Source organism: Mucilaginibacter aquaedulcis (assembly GCF_030409325.1).
GTDB lineage: Bacteria > Bacteroidota > Bacteroidia > Sphingobacteriales > Sphingobacteriaceae > Mucilaginibacter > Mucilaginibacter aquaedulcis.
In genome coordinates, this window is sequence record NZ_JAUFPR010000001.1 from 1 (window position 1) to 16,585 (window position 16,585).

The following is a 16,585-nucleotide window of genomic DNA, read 5'->3' on the forward strand; positions in this document are numbered from 1 at the left end:
GCATGTATTAGGCCTGCCGCTAGCGTTCATCCTGAGCCAGGATCAAACTCTCCATTGTAAAATGTTTTGTTTGTCTCTGACCCTATTATTAATAATAGAATCTGTATTATGTATCTTTATACAGTATCCTGCTATTCTTATAACTCACCGGAAGGGGTTTATTTCTTCCGATCGTTACGCTACATGATTTTCTATTTCTTAAAAGAACTTTTCGCTTCCCCGTCCCGGTTCCGCTTTTTATATGTTTTGTACTTCTTGCGTTGTACCTAACTTTTCATTTTCTCTCCGCAGGAATCGCTCCTGCTTCGCTTCTTTGTTACTCGTTAACCTTTGTCAACTTTCACTTGTTTTTCCCCTCAACCTCACTCGGCGTTGCCGCCTTTTTTCTTCCTTCGTTTCGGGAGTGCAAAGGTAAAAACCTTTTCCTATTTTCCAAAACTTATTTTTTTTATTTTTCTTTCGAATTTTTATAAGTTTCAGAACCCTTTCCTCTCAGACTTTCGTCCTCCGTAGCGGGCTGCAAAAGTGCAAATTGTTTTTCATATCCGAAAATTTATTTGAAGTTTTATTTGGTGCTCTTTTCGCTCTTCTTCTTTCTCTCCTACCTTCAAAAGCTCCACTTCAACTAACCTTTCTAAGAACAATCCCACTTCCTCGTTTGCGGGGTGCAAAGATAGCCACTTTTCTACCTCATCCAAACTTTTTTATCCCAATTTCATCGATTACTTTCAAGAGCCTGGTTATCAGGCAGGAAAAAATTGAAGACTGTAGCCTTTTTGATTTCATATTCCCTAAATCATCCTAATGTATAGCTCTAAAGCCACAACCGGGGGCTAAATTATCTCCTTTGTTATATCACCAATAGCGTTATCCTATTGACTACAAGTACAGGAGAGAAATCGCGCATATCTAATTTAATCTTTACTTATTTAAAATTATACAGGCTACAGTTGATGATGCCCAGTTTGTTTCAGGTATTTCAACCATTCTTCAGGAAGATTGGTTTGAATAACATTTACATACTTTGTTCTTGTAAGTAATGCTTTAAAACCAAAATGTGATGCCAATTCAAGATCATCATACGTTCCAAGAGAGTTACTCCAGATCCTGATATGCTGATCGGCTATTTTTTTCATTAAGCTATCGGTATAAAACTTTTCATCTATATGGATCACTTTAGCAATTTTCATGTCCAAAATTTTATTAACATCGTCTTGCTTGTAAGCGCGTGGCATTATTTTAACATCGGGATTTATAGCATGTACCGATGGTGTGTTTTTATATTGATACAGAAAAAATAAAACCTGGTTGGTAATTTGAGTTTCTTCAATGGTTTTGTAAGTCCTTTTTAAAGCGTCTTCGTCTCCCAGCTTAAAATCAATATCAACCAGAATTTTCCCTTTAGCCATTTTAAGAACCTGCTCCAGAGTAGGAACTTTTTCATCGGTTGGCTTTCCATTCTGCACTAACCGCAGTTCCATTAACTGCTGGTAGGTAAAATCGACTAAATTGCCTTTGCCATTTGTTGTACGATCAACTTTATCGTCATGCATAATAACTAACACATGATCTTTCGTTTGCCTGATATCCAACTCCACAATATCTATTCCCAGACGAATAGCTTCCTGAAGAGCCCCTAAAGAGTTTTCGGGATAATGGGTATGTACCGCACGATGAGCGGCTACCATGATCTGCTCGGGATGATTAATAAAAATATCGGTCAGCTTATCTGCCTTAGTTTGTGCTTCAGAAAGCTGTATCATAAATAAAAATGAATATACGGCTAAGAAAAGGCTTTTTTTTAAATATAGTATTCATAAATGATAATTTTAACAACCTGCACTTTGCAGGAATTTAATCAATGAAGTCTCAATTTTAATTCCAAATAAAAAGCAGGTCATTATAGCGTCTGCACAGCTAAACACGTAAGATGCGTGTTACAAACGATTCTTCAGAAATTTATTGAGTGGCTAATAAAAATTAATACTAATCAGCAGTTGCCCCATGGCTGTTGAAAACAACAATATGAGATTTTTGGGTGTATCTGTAATTTGCTTATCTATTCATAAATCCGATAGACCGGTTTTCCTGTTGCTTAACAGCTAAGCCTTGAACAAATAGCTGGCCTTCTTCTATTTTAAATTGCAGACTATGCTCGTCTGGTTTAAAACCATCGATTTTGAGCATTTCTTTGATTTTTTCGATAAGTTCTTTACGATCGAAAACTGGGCTAACCTTTAGCTGATCATTTAATGGTTCTAATACTATACCCTCTGCTTTGTATGAAAATAACTTTGATTCCATAGGATAAATATAGTGGATTAAATGGTTTTAAAATTCCACTTTTATAAACTACCTTAAATTGTTAAAAATCAGTATAAATTATGCTTAAGCAATTAATAGGTATTATTCTGATCATTGCTTTTGCGGCAAAAGTTTCCGCTCAAAATTATGATGAAACTAAAGTTCCCGCTTTTACGCTGCCGGATATTTTAAAAACTACAGATGGGCGAACTGTTAAGACAATTGAAGCCTGGGAGCAAAGTAGAAGACCTGAGATACTCCGTATGTTTGAGGAAAATGTTTATGGTACAATGCCCAAAACCTATGACCGTATAACATTTAAAATAACTGCTGAGGATAAAAATGCGATGGGTGGTAAAGCGCATTTAAAGGAAGTTACGGTAACCATCTATAATTCTAATACATCCGTTAATATCCATTTAACCTTATTTACTCCAAACAATGGAAAAACTTCAAACCCCGCTTTCTTATTCATTAACAATCGCGATACGACTAATACAGATCCAACTCGAAAAGTTAAAAGTGATTTTTGGCCCGCTGAAATGGTTATTGACAGTGGGTATGCTATTGCCGCGTTTAACGTTAATGATGCTGCACCTGACAATAAAGATAATTACACAAACGGCGTATTAAAATTATATCCCGACCAGCTAAACGCTGATAAAGGCATGAAAGCCATAGGTTGCTGGGCCTGGGCCGCAAGCCGGGTAATGGATTATTTAAAAACTGATAAAGATATTGATTTTACTAAAGTGAGCATTGTGGGCCATTCCCGTGGTGGAAAGGCAACTTTATGGGCCGCAGCTGAGGATGAGCGCTTTGCTATGGTATTTGCCAATTGTTCTGGAAATACAGGTGCTGCCTTAGCCCGACGACAGTTTGGCGAAACTGTAAAAATTATTAATACCCATTACCCTTATTGGTTTAACAACAATTATAAAAATTACAATGATGCTATAAACAGCCTGCCAGTTGATCAACACATGCTTATAGCATTAATGGCTCCGCGGCCGGTTTACACTACCAACGCTACAAAAGATCTGTGGGCCGACCCTTTAGGCTCATATCTCTCGGTTTATTATGCTCAAAAAGCTTATGAATTATATGGAATTAATCCCGAACTTAAATTTACTCCACCTCCTGCCAACAGCCCAATTATCAATCAAACCATAGGTTATCACATCAGAGAGGGTATTCATGATTTAACCCTGTATGACTGGAGCAACTTTATCAGGTTTGCCAATATTCAATATTCCCGTCTTGTTGCAAATAAATAACCAGCAAAAAACAAAACCCCGCTTTATACATATAAAACGGGGTTTGATAAACGATGTCTTTTGTTTACGCAGCGTTTTCTTCTCTATTATAAAAAGGATAATCTGTATAACCACGGGCGTTGCCACCGTAAAAGGTTTCACGATCATAATCATTAAGTGGCAAACCTTCCCTGATGCGTTCAACCAGATCAGGGTTGGAGATAAAATATCTGCCAAACGCCACCAGATCAGCATCTCCATTTTCTATTACGGAGTCTGCTGTATCGGGCTTATAACCACCAGCAGAAATGATAGTTCCATTATATACTTCCCTCAGGTGAACGACAGCCGTAGGTTCAAGGTTTTCTGCAACTTCAAAGCTACCGTTTATACGCGGTTCAATAATATGCAGATAAGCCAAACCAAACCTGTTAAGTTGCGCTGCTGCGTAGCTGAATAGGGCGTTAGGGTCTCTGTCAAACATATTGCCGAATGAGCCGCTTGGCCCCAGGCGCACACCTACCCTATTACCTCCCCATACAGAAACCAAACCCTCCACTATTTCTAACAAAAAACGCACCCTGTTTTCAATTGGGCCACCATAAATATCTGTTCTTTTATTAGAGCCGTCCTGCAAAAACTGGTCAACCAGGTACCCGTTTGCTCCGTGCAGTTCAACACCGTCAAATCCAGCCATTTTAGCCAGTTTGGCTGCATTTATATAATCCTGTACTTGCTGACTAACTTCGTAGGTTGTTAAAGCTCGGTTTAAAGTAACCGGCACCCAGCCATTTTTGGTAAATGTAACATCGTCATGCTCAACAACTGATGCGCCTAAAGGTAAAGCTCCATTAGGTTGTAAATCAGCGTGCGATTGCCTGCCTACGTGAAATAGTTGCATAAAAATATATCCACCCTTAGCATGCACGGCCTCGGTGATTTTTTTCCAGCCTTCTACCTGTTCATCTGTATATATACCAGGGGCACCAAGATAGCCATGCCCGGTAGGCGATATTACTGTACCTTCCGAAATTATTAATCCGCCTTTGGTAGCTCGTTGGGTATAATATTCCTCCATCAGATCGTTCGGAATGAAGCGATGATCTGATGTACGCATTCTGGTTAAGGGAGCCATTACTACGCGATGTGTTAATTGTAATGCTCCAAGTTTTATAGGTGAAAATAATCCGTCGTTATTATTTGACTGTTGATTAATTACTGATGAATGTTTCATTTTGAACTTTAATTATCTGATTTTGATAAATCAAAGTTCCGGCAAAATGCTATCCTTAAAAATGAAGTTTACCAAGAAATAAGGTTGAAGTTTTTCAACTTTTTTTAACCCTCTTGTTACGGATCTTGCTTAATAGTTCATGAGAAATTCCGAGGTATGAGGCCAGCGCATATTGCGGTACACGGGCGGCAACAAGAGGATACCTGTTTAAAAAGTTTTCATATCGTTCTGTAGCTGTCAGGCTGATATCCGCCAATATTCTTTTTTGCAGATATACATATCCATTTTCTGCCAGTTTACGGTAAAACTTATTAAACTTAGGCAGGGTTTCTGTGAGCTTTTGCTCATCATCATAAGATATTTGTATCAGCGTACTATCTTCCAGCGCCTCTACAAACAGCGTTGCAGGTTGTCTGAATAAATAACTGTCAAAATCTGCTATCCACCAGTCATCTATACCAAATGCAACAGTATGATCCTGGCCATTTGCATCTATCAGGTATGAGCGCAATGCACCTTTTACAATATAAGTACGATGATTGCAAACAAAATCGGGCTGAACGATGAACTGTTTTTTCCTGATCTTTTTTATCTTGAGTAAGGATACATAATAAGCTATCTCCTCATCTGTTAAATGAATATGCCTTCCTACATAATCAAGAATAGGTAAAAAATCATCCATTATGTAAAAATAACTTATTGCAGTATACTAATACAAAATATGTTTACTGCAATAATGTTATTCTTAAAGCCAGGTCTTTCACCATTTAAACTAATTATCTACGATATCTTATTGCCTGATTAAGAACAATCTTCTCCCTGTTTATGATTGATAAAAATAAAACTTTCGCAAGCATTGATAACATATATACCTTCGTATCGGCAACCAGGCCAATACTGTTTTGAATAAAGGGCCACGGGAGATTCTTTCCATGGAAGCATTTTTACAATTAGGACAATCTATGTGAGAGTTTATTTTAGTCATGATTTCTTAATTTTCAAGCCCGGTCATCAAATTGACAGCCGCTTGTGTTCTTAAAAATCTGTGAACCTGTATAATTTAATGAGGACACAGTTACATTGTGCGTGAATCAATAGTTCTATTGATCAGACGGTTAGCAGATAGTTAAATCTGCCCCATTTGTGAGAATTAGGATATTGCTAAAGTAAATTTTAAACAAAACGCAAGAAGTCTGCTCAGGCCCACTTTTTGGCTGCTAAGGCTCATCATGCCTAAGTAATCACTCCTACCGTTTGCAATAGAATAGCTGTTATTTACAATTCTTATTATGTAAACCTTAAAATTTAATATAACTTTATAGTATACAGCCTATTACCCCACATGGCAATTAAAAAAGATATTTCATCATTAAGCTGGGTTATAATAACAGGTGCAGGTTTTGTGCTTTTTGTTGCTGCCGCTATACTTCTGATTATTTTCAGCAACAAAATGGACAGCTTAAATAAGCAGGTCTATTTCTTTTTGCTGGTGTTTGTTGCACTAATAGCAGCAGGCTTTTTATTCGGCTCATTAAAATCACACGCGAAATACAGTGGTCAGGTATATAATGGTAAACTTGAACTTGGCGGGCCTACAGTAATTTTTTGCCTGATCATATATTTTGGATTAAAGCTTGCTCCTACTGCCGATTCGTTCAGCTTGAAATTTATTGTTTTTGGCGGTGAAAATAAAGACGAACTGGTAAGCAATGGCATGCTAAAAGTTCTGTTCAATAAACCCGACTCGGCCAGGATTGAGAACGGCGTTGTTACTTTTACTGATCTGCCGAGCAGTCTGTTAGGCAAGTCAATAGACGTTATTCCTGCAGTAAGCGGCTATTTCAGGCAATCTCAACAGGTTACTATCCCAACAGACAGGCAATCTCCTGTTGAACTGCATCTTAAAAAGCAAGCTGATTCATTAACCGTTAGCGGTTTGGTTATAGATACCAAAGGGCAACCCGTTCCTGGTGTACAAATTGTAATTGCCGATGGTTTGTATAAAGCTCAGGCTGATGAGCTGGGCAATTTCCGCATTACCTTACCTCTTAAAGATGGTACAGAATTACCTGTAAGGGTTTATACAAAAAACAAACTTCGCTACAACAACACACAGGTCTTCTCTTCAAAAACACCACTAACCTTTCAATTGCATTGATCATGAAAGCAATTATCAGCATCATGGTTTTGTGTAGTATGTGGCTGGGCGGCTTCAGTCAAACAGTTGTATTTAAAGGCCAGCTGTTAAACAACAATGTTGTGGTGAAAAATTATACGGTGATCATTAACGGAAAACCGGCTACTACAGATGATTCGGGGGTATTTACAACTGCCATAGATGGTAAGATGACCCAGGTTAACATTCAACCATCCGATAAAAGTTACATTATTGCATACCCCCTTGCTGGTAGGATATTAGTACCCAAAGACCCAACCTTATTAACCCAGATAATACTGGAAGGCTTTCAATCAAACGATAAGCTTAAAACTTACCTTTCATCATTATCTAAACTAAAAGATGCGGCCAGCAAAGGACAATCAGAAACAAAAGCGCTACAGGTTAAGATAGATTCGATAGCTGCGAATCTTAAAAAATTAGGATATACTAATGATGACCTTAGAATTGCCCGCGAAAAACAAGATGGTATTGATCTGTTTTATCCGGAGATCAGCAGTACGTTGCAGAACTATATTTTTCAGGCGCAAAATGTAAAGAATGCTTTTTTATACACTTCAGATTATGCTTTTACCAATTCAAATGCATTGATCCAGCTGGCTCAGATCACGAATGCATATAACCTTGCCTTTGAAAAACTTAACACTAATTACCCTACCTACTCTAAAAAAATAGCCGATTACTGGGACGATCCATCACTGAAAACTACATTTGATGGGATAGCCGATACCCTAGTTAATATCATTCATATTAAAGACATACTGCCTTTAAATGATCTTAAAAATCAGATCAATGAATATTTCCTTTTAAAAGGCTCAGATAAAAGTAAAGAGCCAACCAAACAAAAAATACAGTCACAGATCAAAGCCTTAGCGCCCATGCTTACAGATCAGCTGAATAATATGGAACTATGTATACAAAAATTTATTGGCCGCCTAAAAAACTAATACATAATCATACACGCCATGAAAAAAACAACCCCTTGTTTGTATATTATTATAGTAATAATTGCAGCATTCGCTTTTAGTAATTGCAGTAATTCAAGTGATCCGGCACCTACGGATATCTACTTACCTGACTTTAGCCGAAACTGGGTTAATAATGCCAACCCGGACGATCAGTTTTTCTTTTTGAACGCACCAAGCAATCAGGCCACCGGAACATTTACAGGAAATGAGTTTACAGGAGGCGAACAGGTTGCAACATTTGAAGGCACGTTTGATCATTCTAAAGTGAGCTTTAAACTTACTTTTTTAAACAATAGCCCGGGCAAAACTTATACCGGTACTATGAGCGGAACCGGGAACCGAGTATTAACACTTACATCTGCAGGCCAAACTCTTGTTTTAAAACAACAGTAGAAAAGAAAATATCATTTTTATTAGCATTAATTTCGCATATGCAGATTCCGCCCTCTCCAGATTTAGCTCCATATATCAGGCATTACCTCCTGATCAACCGGCATTCAGGAGAGGCAGAAAGGCTGCGTTTTTTTTCTGATGGCAGCACAGGCCTATTTTTTAGCTCTGAAGAAGCGGGCTTATTGCAAATGGATAATGAATCAGGTAGTAGATTCTCTGACGCATTTTTCTATGGCCAGCTTTCCAATTACCGGGATATTACCTTCCAGGGAAACGGCTCATGGTTTATCATTGTTCTTAAGCCCGACGCAATTAACCGCTTACTCGCTATTCCGGCCATTGAACTGAAAGATCAGGTAATTGATTTGACCGATCTGTTTGGCCCATCTTCAAGGGAATTGCCTGAACGTTTAAAGGAGAAAACTTCGATTTCGGATAAAATCAACGTAGCAGAAGCTTTTTTTCGCAAGCTTATTAAAACCAAACATGTGCTTAATGACCCTATGGTATCCGCCGCAATTGCTTACATGGCTCGGCACAACGGTATTGTTTCTGTAGAACAGCTGGCTTATTTCACCGGCTATCAACAGCGCCAGCTCGAAAGGCGTTTTAATCTGGCCGTGGGTTTAAGTCCAAAAGTGTTGGGCAACATTATTCGCTTGCATGTTTTCTTAAAACAACTGCGGTTAAACTCATTTTCTGAACTGACAGCCCTGGGCTACGAAAGCGGATTTTATGATCAATCGCATCTCATAAGAGAGTTCAAAAAAATAACCGGCCTTACTCCTTCCCAATACAAGGCACATACAAATCCACTGGCCGTCAACTTTTTGCGTATCGACGATAAGACTTAGGTAAATCCCCTGAAAATGCTTTGATGTCGCATTCGTACAATTCGGAGCCGAATGAATCATTGAACTTTACGAAAAAAAATCAATGGAAAATCTAAAAATCGCGACTGTACAGTTTGAGCACAAAAGTGCTGATAAAGCTTATAATTTGGCCATGATAGAAAAGTTTACTGCCCTGGCTGCTGCAGATGGAGCCAAAGTGGTTGCTTTTCATGAATGTTCTGTAACGGGCTATACTTTTGCCCGCAAGCTTAACCGGGAACAAATGCTTGATCTGGCCGAACCTATTCCTTCAGGACCAAGTATTATTAGGTTAAGGGAGATTGCCGCGGCTAACAACATGGTGATCTTAGCCGGGCTTTTTGAAAAGGATGATAACGAAAACTTATACAAAGCTTATATATGTGTAGACGGCAACGGAGTGGTTGCCAAGTTTCGCAAACTACACCCGTTTATTAATCCGCATCTTTTGCCTGGTAATGAATATTGCGTTTTTGATCTTTTTGGCTGGAAGTGTGGTATACTCATTTGCTACGACAATAACATTATTGAGAATGTACGTGCCACACGTTTACTCGGTGCCAATATCATCTTTATGCCACACGTAACTATGTGTACGCCATCAACACGCCCCGGTGCAGGTTTTGTTGATGCCAGATTATGGGATAATCGTATAGCCGACCCTACTTCTCTGCGCATTGAATTTGAAGGAATGAAGGGCCGTGATTGGTTGATGAAGTGGCTGCCAGCAAGGGCTTATGATAATGGTATTTACTGTGTATTTGCCAACCCGATAGGTATGGACGATGATCAGCTTAAAAACGGACATTCCATGATCATTGATCCCTTTGGTGATATTCTGGCAGAGTGTACTGAATTAAATGACCAATTTGTAAGCGTAGTATTTACACCCGAAAAACTGGGGCAAGCTGGCGGATACCGCTATATTGAAGCCCGCCGACCAGAACTTTACCGCGACATTATTGGGCAGGACCATCAATCGGCTCAAAAAGTTTCATGGCTGAATGAAAATTCTCAAAGTTAAACGTACCTGGTACCTCCTTAGTTTTTAGCAGGTAGCTTTATTCGCTCATATGATTTATGAGGGTTGGCAGGGTCAGTGATTCAGTAGGTAAGCGCATGCCAGGAAGCTCCATAAGCTATATCATTGTCTGGTCGCAATGTTACCGGCTCCCTGCCCAACCCTATTTCCTTCTGCCTGATGAAACCAATTCAAAAGGTTCTTAACTTGCTCGTACAGATTAACCACGACATCTCACGAGCTATTTTCAGAATTGACGATATATAGTACCTAACATACCTTATCAATCAGTTTAATTAATTGATATACAACATATTTTCGAAATGGCATGAAAATAGATTAACATTTAAAACTCAGAATCAAATGCTTAAGAGTTTGTGTTCATGCAACTATCATGAGCCAGGCGTCAGCAAATAATCTTTGTTACGGTCTATTCTGAATAATATCATTTAATGAGCATACTAATTATCATGAAAAAGCAAAAACTCATATTGACTGTATTGTTTGCTGGTGTTTTTTTGGGTGCGAACGAAGCTTTGGCACAAGGGATCTCCTCCAAAAAATTCGGAGTCATTTACCAGGAAAATATCAAGTGGTTGCAATTTCCGGCATTTCCACCCGAAGCCCGTTTAGCCATTTTGGTGGGTAATCCTAAACAGGCCGGTCCTTATGTGATTAGGGTTAAAGTACCTGCCGGTGTAATCCTCATGCCACATATTCATCCCGAAGACCGGATATATACTGTTATATCAGGTGTGTTTTATATAGGTTTAGGTACCAAGTTCGATGCTTCTAAATTAACGGCTTACTCTCCTGGCAGCGTGGTCATATTGCCCGGTAACACACCGCACTTTCATTGGGCAAAATCTGGCGAATACGTAACACAAGTTACAACTAACGGCCCGCTCGGAATTAGTTATATTAATCCTGCAGATGATCCCCGGAATAAGAAGAAATAAAAGCCGATGGCATACTGTTTCCATGCTATGAATGATTAACCCCATAAATGCTTATACAAAATATTAAAATATGACTATGAAAGAGATACAACCATTGGAAAAAATCAGTCAATTTGTAAAAGAGCGCTTCAATGAACATCACCATAATGAGTTAAAGTTTCACAATTTTGAATTGGTAAAAAAAACGCTTGCAGCGGCTCGCCTGATTGCAGGCCATTATAACTTATCTGAAGATGACCGGTTTGTTCTTTACGCCGCCTTATGGCTGAAAGATATAGGCTTTACAGAAGACCCGAGAAACCATGAAGCTGCCGGATTAAGTATAATTCTGAATTTTCTTCAAACACTTAATTTAGATGAAACAGTTGATCAACGCATTCAGAGATTGTTAGGGTTAACTCCCTCCACTCAACAGCCTTTAAGCCTTATTGAGCAAATATTTTTAGATTCCTCAACATTTTACTTTAGTAAGAAGTCGTTCTCCAAAATGAATGAACTACAACGACAAGAACAATCTAAATTACAATTCAGGAAAATAAACAAGATGGAATGGCTGCAGCAATCAATCAACTTAATGCAGGATCATAAATATTATACAGAGGCCGCCCAAAGCCTCATGGATATCAAAAAACAACGCAATGCAGCCTTACTTAAAAGTCAACTCCCCGAAATCAATGAACAACAGGTTAATGTATTGCCAGAAGATATTCTGAATCACCTATCGGCTTCACCAAAGAAAAGTAAAGAGTTTCAGGAAAAAGGAATAGACACCTTATTCAGGATAGCACTGGCCAATAACCAGCGCATCAGCGGACTTGCCGACAATAAAGCCCGTATTCTGATTACCGTTAATGCTATTATACTTTCGGCTATTATAAGCTTGCTATTAAAAAAGCTTGATCAGGAACCCTATCTATCCTTTCCTACATTCACCTTAATAGCTGTGAGTTTGGTTACCATCATCCTGGCGATTTTAGCTATCCGCCCACATAACTCCATAGGAAAATTCAGACAGGAGGATCTGGAAAATAACGATGTTAATATACTTTTTTATGGTAACTTTTATAAAATGGACCTTCCTGATTTCAGGTATGCCATGCTTCATTTGATTAAGGATAATAACCTCATTTACGGGGCACTGATACAGGACATGTACGGCCAGGGCCATGCCGTAGGCCGCAAGTATGATTTGCTCAGGATAGCGTATACCATATTTATGTTTGGTTTAACAATATCAATCATTGCCTTCGTTGCCGCTACAATTATCCACTACGAATTTTCACCATCCATTTCTGCAGAGCATTAATGACTATTTAATAACAATGTTTTAAGTGATGTAATTAAATCTTAGGCGGCAGTCATGTATTAGAAAATAATCTCTTATCGCAGTCACCGGCCGATCAATAAGGGGCGAAATAATCCGCCCCTAACCTTTTATGTTTGTTGTTAAAGCCGTGCTGTATAATCAAGCAGGGTATCAACTGCTAAAACCGATGATGATGGGTTTTGTCCGGTGATCAGATGTCCGTCACGGGTAACAAATGGTTTCCAGTCTTCTCCTTTTTGAAATTTGGCGTCCCTCTGTTTCAGCATGTCTTCTAAAAGAAAAGGCACTACATTAGTGAGCTGTGCTGTTTCTTCCTCTGTATTGGTAAAAGCTGTTACACGCTTCCCTTCAATCAACCACCGACCATCTGGCCTTCTTACATACTTTAAGGCTGCCGGTGCATGACAAACCAGCGTAACGGGTTTGCCGGCAAAATAAAAAGACTCAATAAGCTTGGCCGAATCCCTGTCTTCGGCCAGATCCCACATCGGGCCATGGCCACCGGGGTAAAAAATGGTATCAAAATCACTTTCAGATACAGTATTTAATTTTACAGTATTGCTTAATCTGTTGATCGTTTCCTGGTCATTATAATATCTTATTGTGGCCTCAGTTCTATTTTCCGGAAAATCACTTTTAGGGTCAATGGGAGTTTGGCCTCCTTTGGGCGATGCGATGACAATTTGCTTTCCGAGGTCATGAAGCTTAAAGTAAGGAGCGGCAAATTCTTCGATCCATAGACCTGTTTTTTTGCCTGTGTTGCCCAGCTCACTATGAGAGGTGACAATAAATAGAATTTTCTCGATTTTCATAACTTTTCATTTAATTTAATCCCTGTATATTGTTTGTGGTTGAAGTTTTAATCTTAACCTGTTGATGAAATACTTAATATATTTGCTGCTCCCCTATAGCATTAAGTTTTCCCAAACCTATTTTCGTGCCACATTCAAACAACTGTATTTCAACGCTATATATACATAATAAAAAATAAACATTACTAAATATCATTATTAACCGACATTGATCGTGATATTTCACTGGGGAGTATCTTGTCTTTTAAAAGATGTCTGATATATTCTTTTTAATTTCAGGCAAACACACTATGGGTTGGTGTTTAATTCAGTAAAATATATTCAACAAGTTTTCATCTCTTAACAATTTCCCCTACCAGACCCACGCAGGTTTAAAAAATCGATCTTAAAACCACGCTATATCGTGACCTTTTTTCGCTTAATAACGACAAGCCGTGGTACACTTACCATATAAATATTTTTAATTAACTAATTATCAATTAATTAAAAATTGGAATGAAAATTATTTAAGAATCAATAGGTTTTCAAAAAATAAAAATTGAAAACATTCCCAAGAACTCAAAAATTCTTGCAATCACCTGTCCAGTTAAAACAATTAATAGATAATATATGAGCAGTAAACTGATTTCTTTGACCCGGCAATCACCAACTATCTGGCGGGTGACTTTAAATAACCCACCGGTAAATATTTTTGGCCCCAAATCAATTCCGCAGCTTAACGAGATCATTACGGAATTAGAGTCTGATAAAGAATTAAAGGTTGTTATTTTCGAAAGTGCTATCGAAGGCTTTTTTATGACCCATTACGATTTTCTTTCACCAGCCGAAGAAACAAATAATATTCCTCCCGGCCCTACAGGATTACTGCCCTTACCTGATATGCTTGTTCGGCTGAGCAGAGCTCCTGTAGTATCAATTGCCAAAATCAGGGGCCGTGCAACTGGTGTGGGGAGTGAGCTTTCACTTGCTTGCGATATGCGCTTTGCCAGCCGTGAGAAAACAATTATGGGTCATTTTGAAGTTGGAGCCGGTATAGTACCCGGCGGTGGCCCAATGGCCCGCCTCCCCCGGCTTATGGGACGTGGGCGTGCCCTTGAAGTACTTTTAAGTGCGAATGATTTTCCAGGCGACATTGCCGAACAATACGGATATGTAAACAGGGCCTTTCCCGATAATGAACTTGACAATTTTGTTGATTCGCTTGCCGAACGGATAGCTTCATTTGACAAACAGGCCATCAGCGAAACTAAACGTTTTGTAGATATAGCAAGCTTACCATCTGACATTGAAGCCGGAGCTGAAATGGTAGTTTGCTACGCATCGATCGGCCGCCCAGAAGCCCAAAGAAGGATTAAATTACTCCTGGACAGAGGATTACATCAGGCCGGAGATGTAGAAACCCGGTTAGGTTATCATGTTGGACAATTAGGCAATCATTAAAAAGTAAATTATGAATATCACACTTGAACAGGCCGAAATTGTCATCAAGACAGCAAAGGAAAAAGCCAAACAAATAGGCAAATTGATGAATATTGCCGTGGTAGACGCAGGAAATAACCTGGTTGCATTCGCCCGTATGGACGATGCCTGGCTCGGCAGCATAGATCTTGCCATTTGCAAAGCTAAAACAGCAAGGTATTTTAATATGACAACTGCGGAATTAGGTAAACTATCACAGCCGGGATGTCCTGCCTGGCAAATTGAGCAATCCAACGGCGGTTTGGTCACTTTGCCAGGAGGTATTCCTATTAAAAATAATAACGGCCAAATTATCGGGGCTGTGGGAGCATCAGGCGATTTCCCGGAAAACGATCAGGCTGTGGCGCAAGCCGGAGCGGATGCCCTGGCATGAGATAAAGCTATTAGAATGAATGAATTAATAAGGCCAGTTAGTTAAGGTGAAAGTCTTGCTTTAGTTTACAGTGTTATCAATTGATCCACTCCAAATAACGAAAACTTTCTGGCCGAACCGAAATAACCGCCGGGAACTGTTTGGACACAGACAGTCCTATAACAGCTGTTTTACGTAGTCCAACAGCATTGGCAGAACTATGGGTATGAAATACATAATACAGCATGCCATCCTTCGCTGTAAAAACATCGCCATGCCCACTGCCATTTTGCCCGGTATTTTTCCTGCTTAATATTGGATTGCCGCTATACTTTATCCAGGGACCGACAGGGCTTGCCGAAGTAGCGTAGCCTATTGCATAATTGATATTTCTGAAATCATTGGCCGAATAAAACAAATAATATAGTTTTCCAATTTTAGTTACCGTAGGCCCCTCTGATACAGGCCATTGTGAACCTTCGGCATTTTCCCAACCCGTTTCTGCATGGATACATTCTTTTATCGTTGTTTGATCAATATCGCTTAAATCGTCCTTTAACTTTGCCACATAGATCCGGTTACCGTTATCAAGCCGTACGTGATAGAGGTACAATTTACCGTCAGTATCTTTAAAGATAAATGGATCAATCTGTTTTCCATTTCCTGAAATTGGTTGATGTACAAGTTGAGTAAAAGGCCCTAAAGGACTATTACTTGTAGCTATTGCAATATGTTCATCGGCAGTGTAGGCCATATAGTATTTATTATCATGCTTAAATAGCTGGGGTGCCCAAAAGCCTTTGGTTCCATAACTATTCCCTTTTTCCAGAGCAAGCCGATTGTGGCGCTTCCAGGTTTTCAGATCAGATGATGTGTAAACCTCAAAACCATTGGGGTTGCCGGTTCCATACAGGTAATATACATTATGCTCAAAAAATATGGTTGGGTCAGCTAACCGGATGGTATCTTTCCTGCTTTGTGCCCGAACCGCACTCATTGCGCTCAAAAGAATCAAGATTAAAAGATGTTTTTTCATTAATGTATGATGTCGATAAGATTTGAAAGGTCAAGATAGTTTAGTTTATGAATAATATCCTACACTATTATAAATTTCTGATCATTCGGAAATACAGCCTGTCTTTCTAAAGACTTCAAATTATTTCCGAAAAAGAATAATAGGCTCAACTCATAAATTGGGGCAAACGACTACCTCATATTGTGAAGTATTTTCCTCAAAAAATTTATTTATCAACCAATAACTCCATGTTTAACAGCATATTTACCTTAGGTTAACAATTGGCATTGCATTTGAATTATACTTATTACCCTTCTAAAAGGGTTGTTTTTCATAGGTAGATGTAGGGCCGAAACACTGCGAGAGGGTTTCGGCCTTTTTTTGTCCAAAATTTCCAGCAGTAATTTAGTTCTCGCT

The 16,585-nt window shown here is 38.9% G+C and carries 16 protein-coding genes; 10 read left to right on the forward strand and 6 right to left on the reverse strand.

The features are described 5' to 3' along the window. Positions 1-944: 944 nt before the first annotated feature. Positions 945-1,763, reverse strand: a complete 819-nt coding sequence (locus tag QWZ01_RS00005) for a glycerophosphodiester phosphodiesterase family protein (protein WP_290321146.1) — start codon at positions 1,761-1,763, stop codon at positions 945-947. 292 nt (positions 1,764-2,055) lie between these two features. Beyond that, positions 2,056-2,304, reverse strand: a complete 249-nt coding sequence (locus tag QWZ01_RS00010) for a hypothetical protein (RefSeq protein WP_290321147.1) — start codon at positions 2,302-2,304, stop codon at positions 2,056-2,058. An 80-nt stretch (positions 2,305-2,384) separates the two neighbouring features. Here QWZ01_RS00010 and QWZ01_RS00015 point away from each other — a divergent pair, with 80 nt between their 5' ends. Then, the gene (locus tag QWZ01_RS00015) at positions 2,385-3,581 is read left to right on the forward strand and encodes a glucuronyl esterase domain-containing protein (RefSeq protein ID WP_290321148.1); all 1,197 of its coding nucleotides are present in this window, start codon (positions 2,385-2,387) and stop codon (positions 3,579-3,581) included. A 64-nt stretch (positions 3,582-3,645) separates the two neighbouring features. On the opposite strand, the gene QWZ01_RS00020 is transcribed toward QWZ01_RS00015, so the two are convergent. After that, positions 3,646-4,794 carry an alkene reductase gene (locus QWZ01_RS00020; protein ID WP_290321149.1) on the reverse strand — a complete coding sequence of 383 codons (1,149 nt, stop codon included), beginning with the start codon at positions 4,792-4,794 and terminating at the stop codon, positions 3,646-3,648. Positions 4,795-4,888: 94 nt separating this feature from the next. Beyond that, positions 4,889-5,476, reverse strand: a complete 588-nt coding sequence (locus tag QWZ01_RS00025; protein WP_290321150.1) for a Crp/Fnr family transcriptional regulator — start codon at positions 5,474-5,476, stop codon at positions 4,889-4,891. 660 nt (positions 5,477-6,136) lie between these two features. Between QWZ01_RS00025 and QWZ01_RS00030 the strand changes: the two genes are divergently transcribed. The 7 genes from QWZ01_RS00030 (at position 6,137) to QWZ01_RS00060 (ending at position 12,489) form a co-directional block, all read left to right on the forward strand. Beyond that, positions 6,137-6,952, forward strand: a complete 816-nt coding sequence (locus tag QWZ01_RS00030) for a carboxypeptidase-like regulatory domain-containing protein (protein WP_290321151.1) — start codon at positions 6,137-6,139, stop codon at positions 6,950-6,952. Between the two features lie 2 nt (positions 6,953-6,954). Further along, complete coding sequence (locus QWZ01_RS00035; protein WP_290321152.1) at positions 6,955-7,917, forward strand: hypothetical protein; 963 nt, start codon at positions 6,955-6,957, stop codon at positions 7,915-7,917. Positions 7,918-7,935: 18 nt separating this feature from the next. Beyond that, a complete protein-coding gene (locus tag QWZ01_RS00040; protein ID WP_290321153.1) occupies positions 7,936-8,331 on the forward strand; it encodes a hypothetical protein in 396 nt (131 codons plus the stop codon). 38 nt (positions 8,332-8,369) lie between these two features. Beyond that, positions 8,370-9,185 carry a helix-turn-helix domain-containing protein gene (locus QWZ01_RS00045; protein ID WP_290321154.1) on the forward strand — a complete coding sequence of 272 codons (816 nt, stop codon included), beginning with the start codon at positions 8,370-8,372 and terminating at the stop codon, positions 9,183-9,185. An 82-nt stretch (positions 9,186-9,267) separates the two neighbouring features. Continuing rightward, complete coding sequence (locus QWZ01_RS00050) at positions 9,268-10,227, forward strand: nitrilase family protein (RefSeq protein WP_290321155.1); 960 nt, start codon at positions 9,268-9,270, stop codon at positions 10,225-10,227. A gap of 467 nt (positions 10,228-10,694) precedes the next feature. Continuing rightward, positions 10,695-11,183, forward strand: a complete 489-nt coding sequence (locus QWZ01_RS00055; RefSeq protein WP_290321156.1) for a cupin domain-containing protein — start codon at positions 10,695-10,697, stop codon at positions 11,181-11,183. Positions 11,184-11,259: 76 nt separating this feature from the next. Beyond that, on the forward strand, positions 11,260-12,489 hold the full coding sequence (locus tag QWZ01_RS00060; protein ID WP_290321157.1) for a Pycsar system effector family protein: 1,230 nt from the start codon (positions 11,260-11,262) through the stop codon (positions 12,487-12,489). Between the two features lie 140 nt (positions 12,490-12,629). Here the strand turns inward: QWZ01_RS00060 and QWZ01_RS00065 are convergent, their stop codons facing one another. Then, positions 12,630-13,322: a type 1 glutamine amidotransferase domain-containing protein gene (locus QWZ01_RS00065; RefSeq protein ID WP_290321158.1), complete on the reverse strand. Its 693-nt coding sequence runs from the start codon at positions 13,320-13,322 to the stop codon at positions 12,630-12,632. 609 nt (positions 13,323-13,931) lie between these two features. Here QWZ01_RS00065 and QWZ01_RS00070 point away from each other — a divergent pair. After that, a complete protein-coding gene (locus QWZ01_RS00070; protein WP_290321159.1) occupies positions 13,932-14,762 on the forward strand; it encodes an enoyl-CoA hydratase-related protein in 831 nt (276 codons plus the stop codon). 10 nt (positions 14,763-14,772) lie between these two features. Then, positions 14,773-15,174 (forward strand): GlcG/HbpS family heme-binding protein, encoded by a 402-nt coding sequence (locus QWZ01_RS00075; RefSeq protein ID WP_290321160.1) that lies wholly within the window; start codon positions 14,773-14,775, stop codon positions 15,172-15,174. Between the two features lie 76 nt (positions 15,175-15,250). Here the strand turns inward: QWZ01_RS00075 and QWZ01_RS00080 are convergent, their stop codons facing one another. Next, positions 15,251-16,150 carry a glycoside hydrolase family 43 protein gene (locus QWZ01_RS00080; protein ID WP_290321161.1) on the reverse strand — a complete coding sequence of 300 codons (900 nt, stop codon included), beginning with the start codon at positions 16,148-16,150 and terminating at the stop codon, positions 15,251-15,253. Between the last annotated feature and the right edge of the window lie 435 nt (positions 16,151-16,585).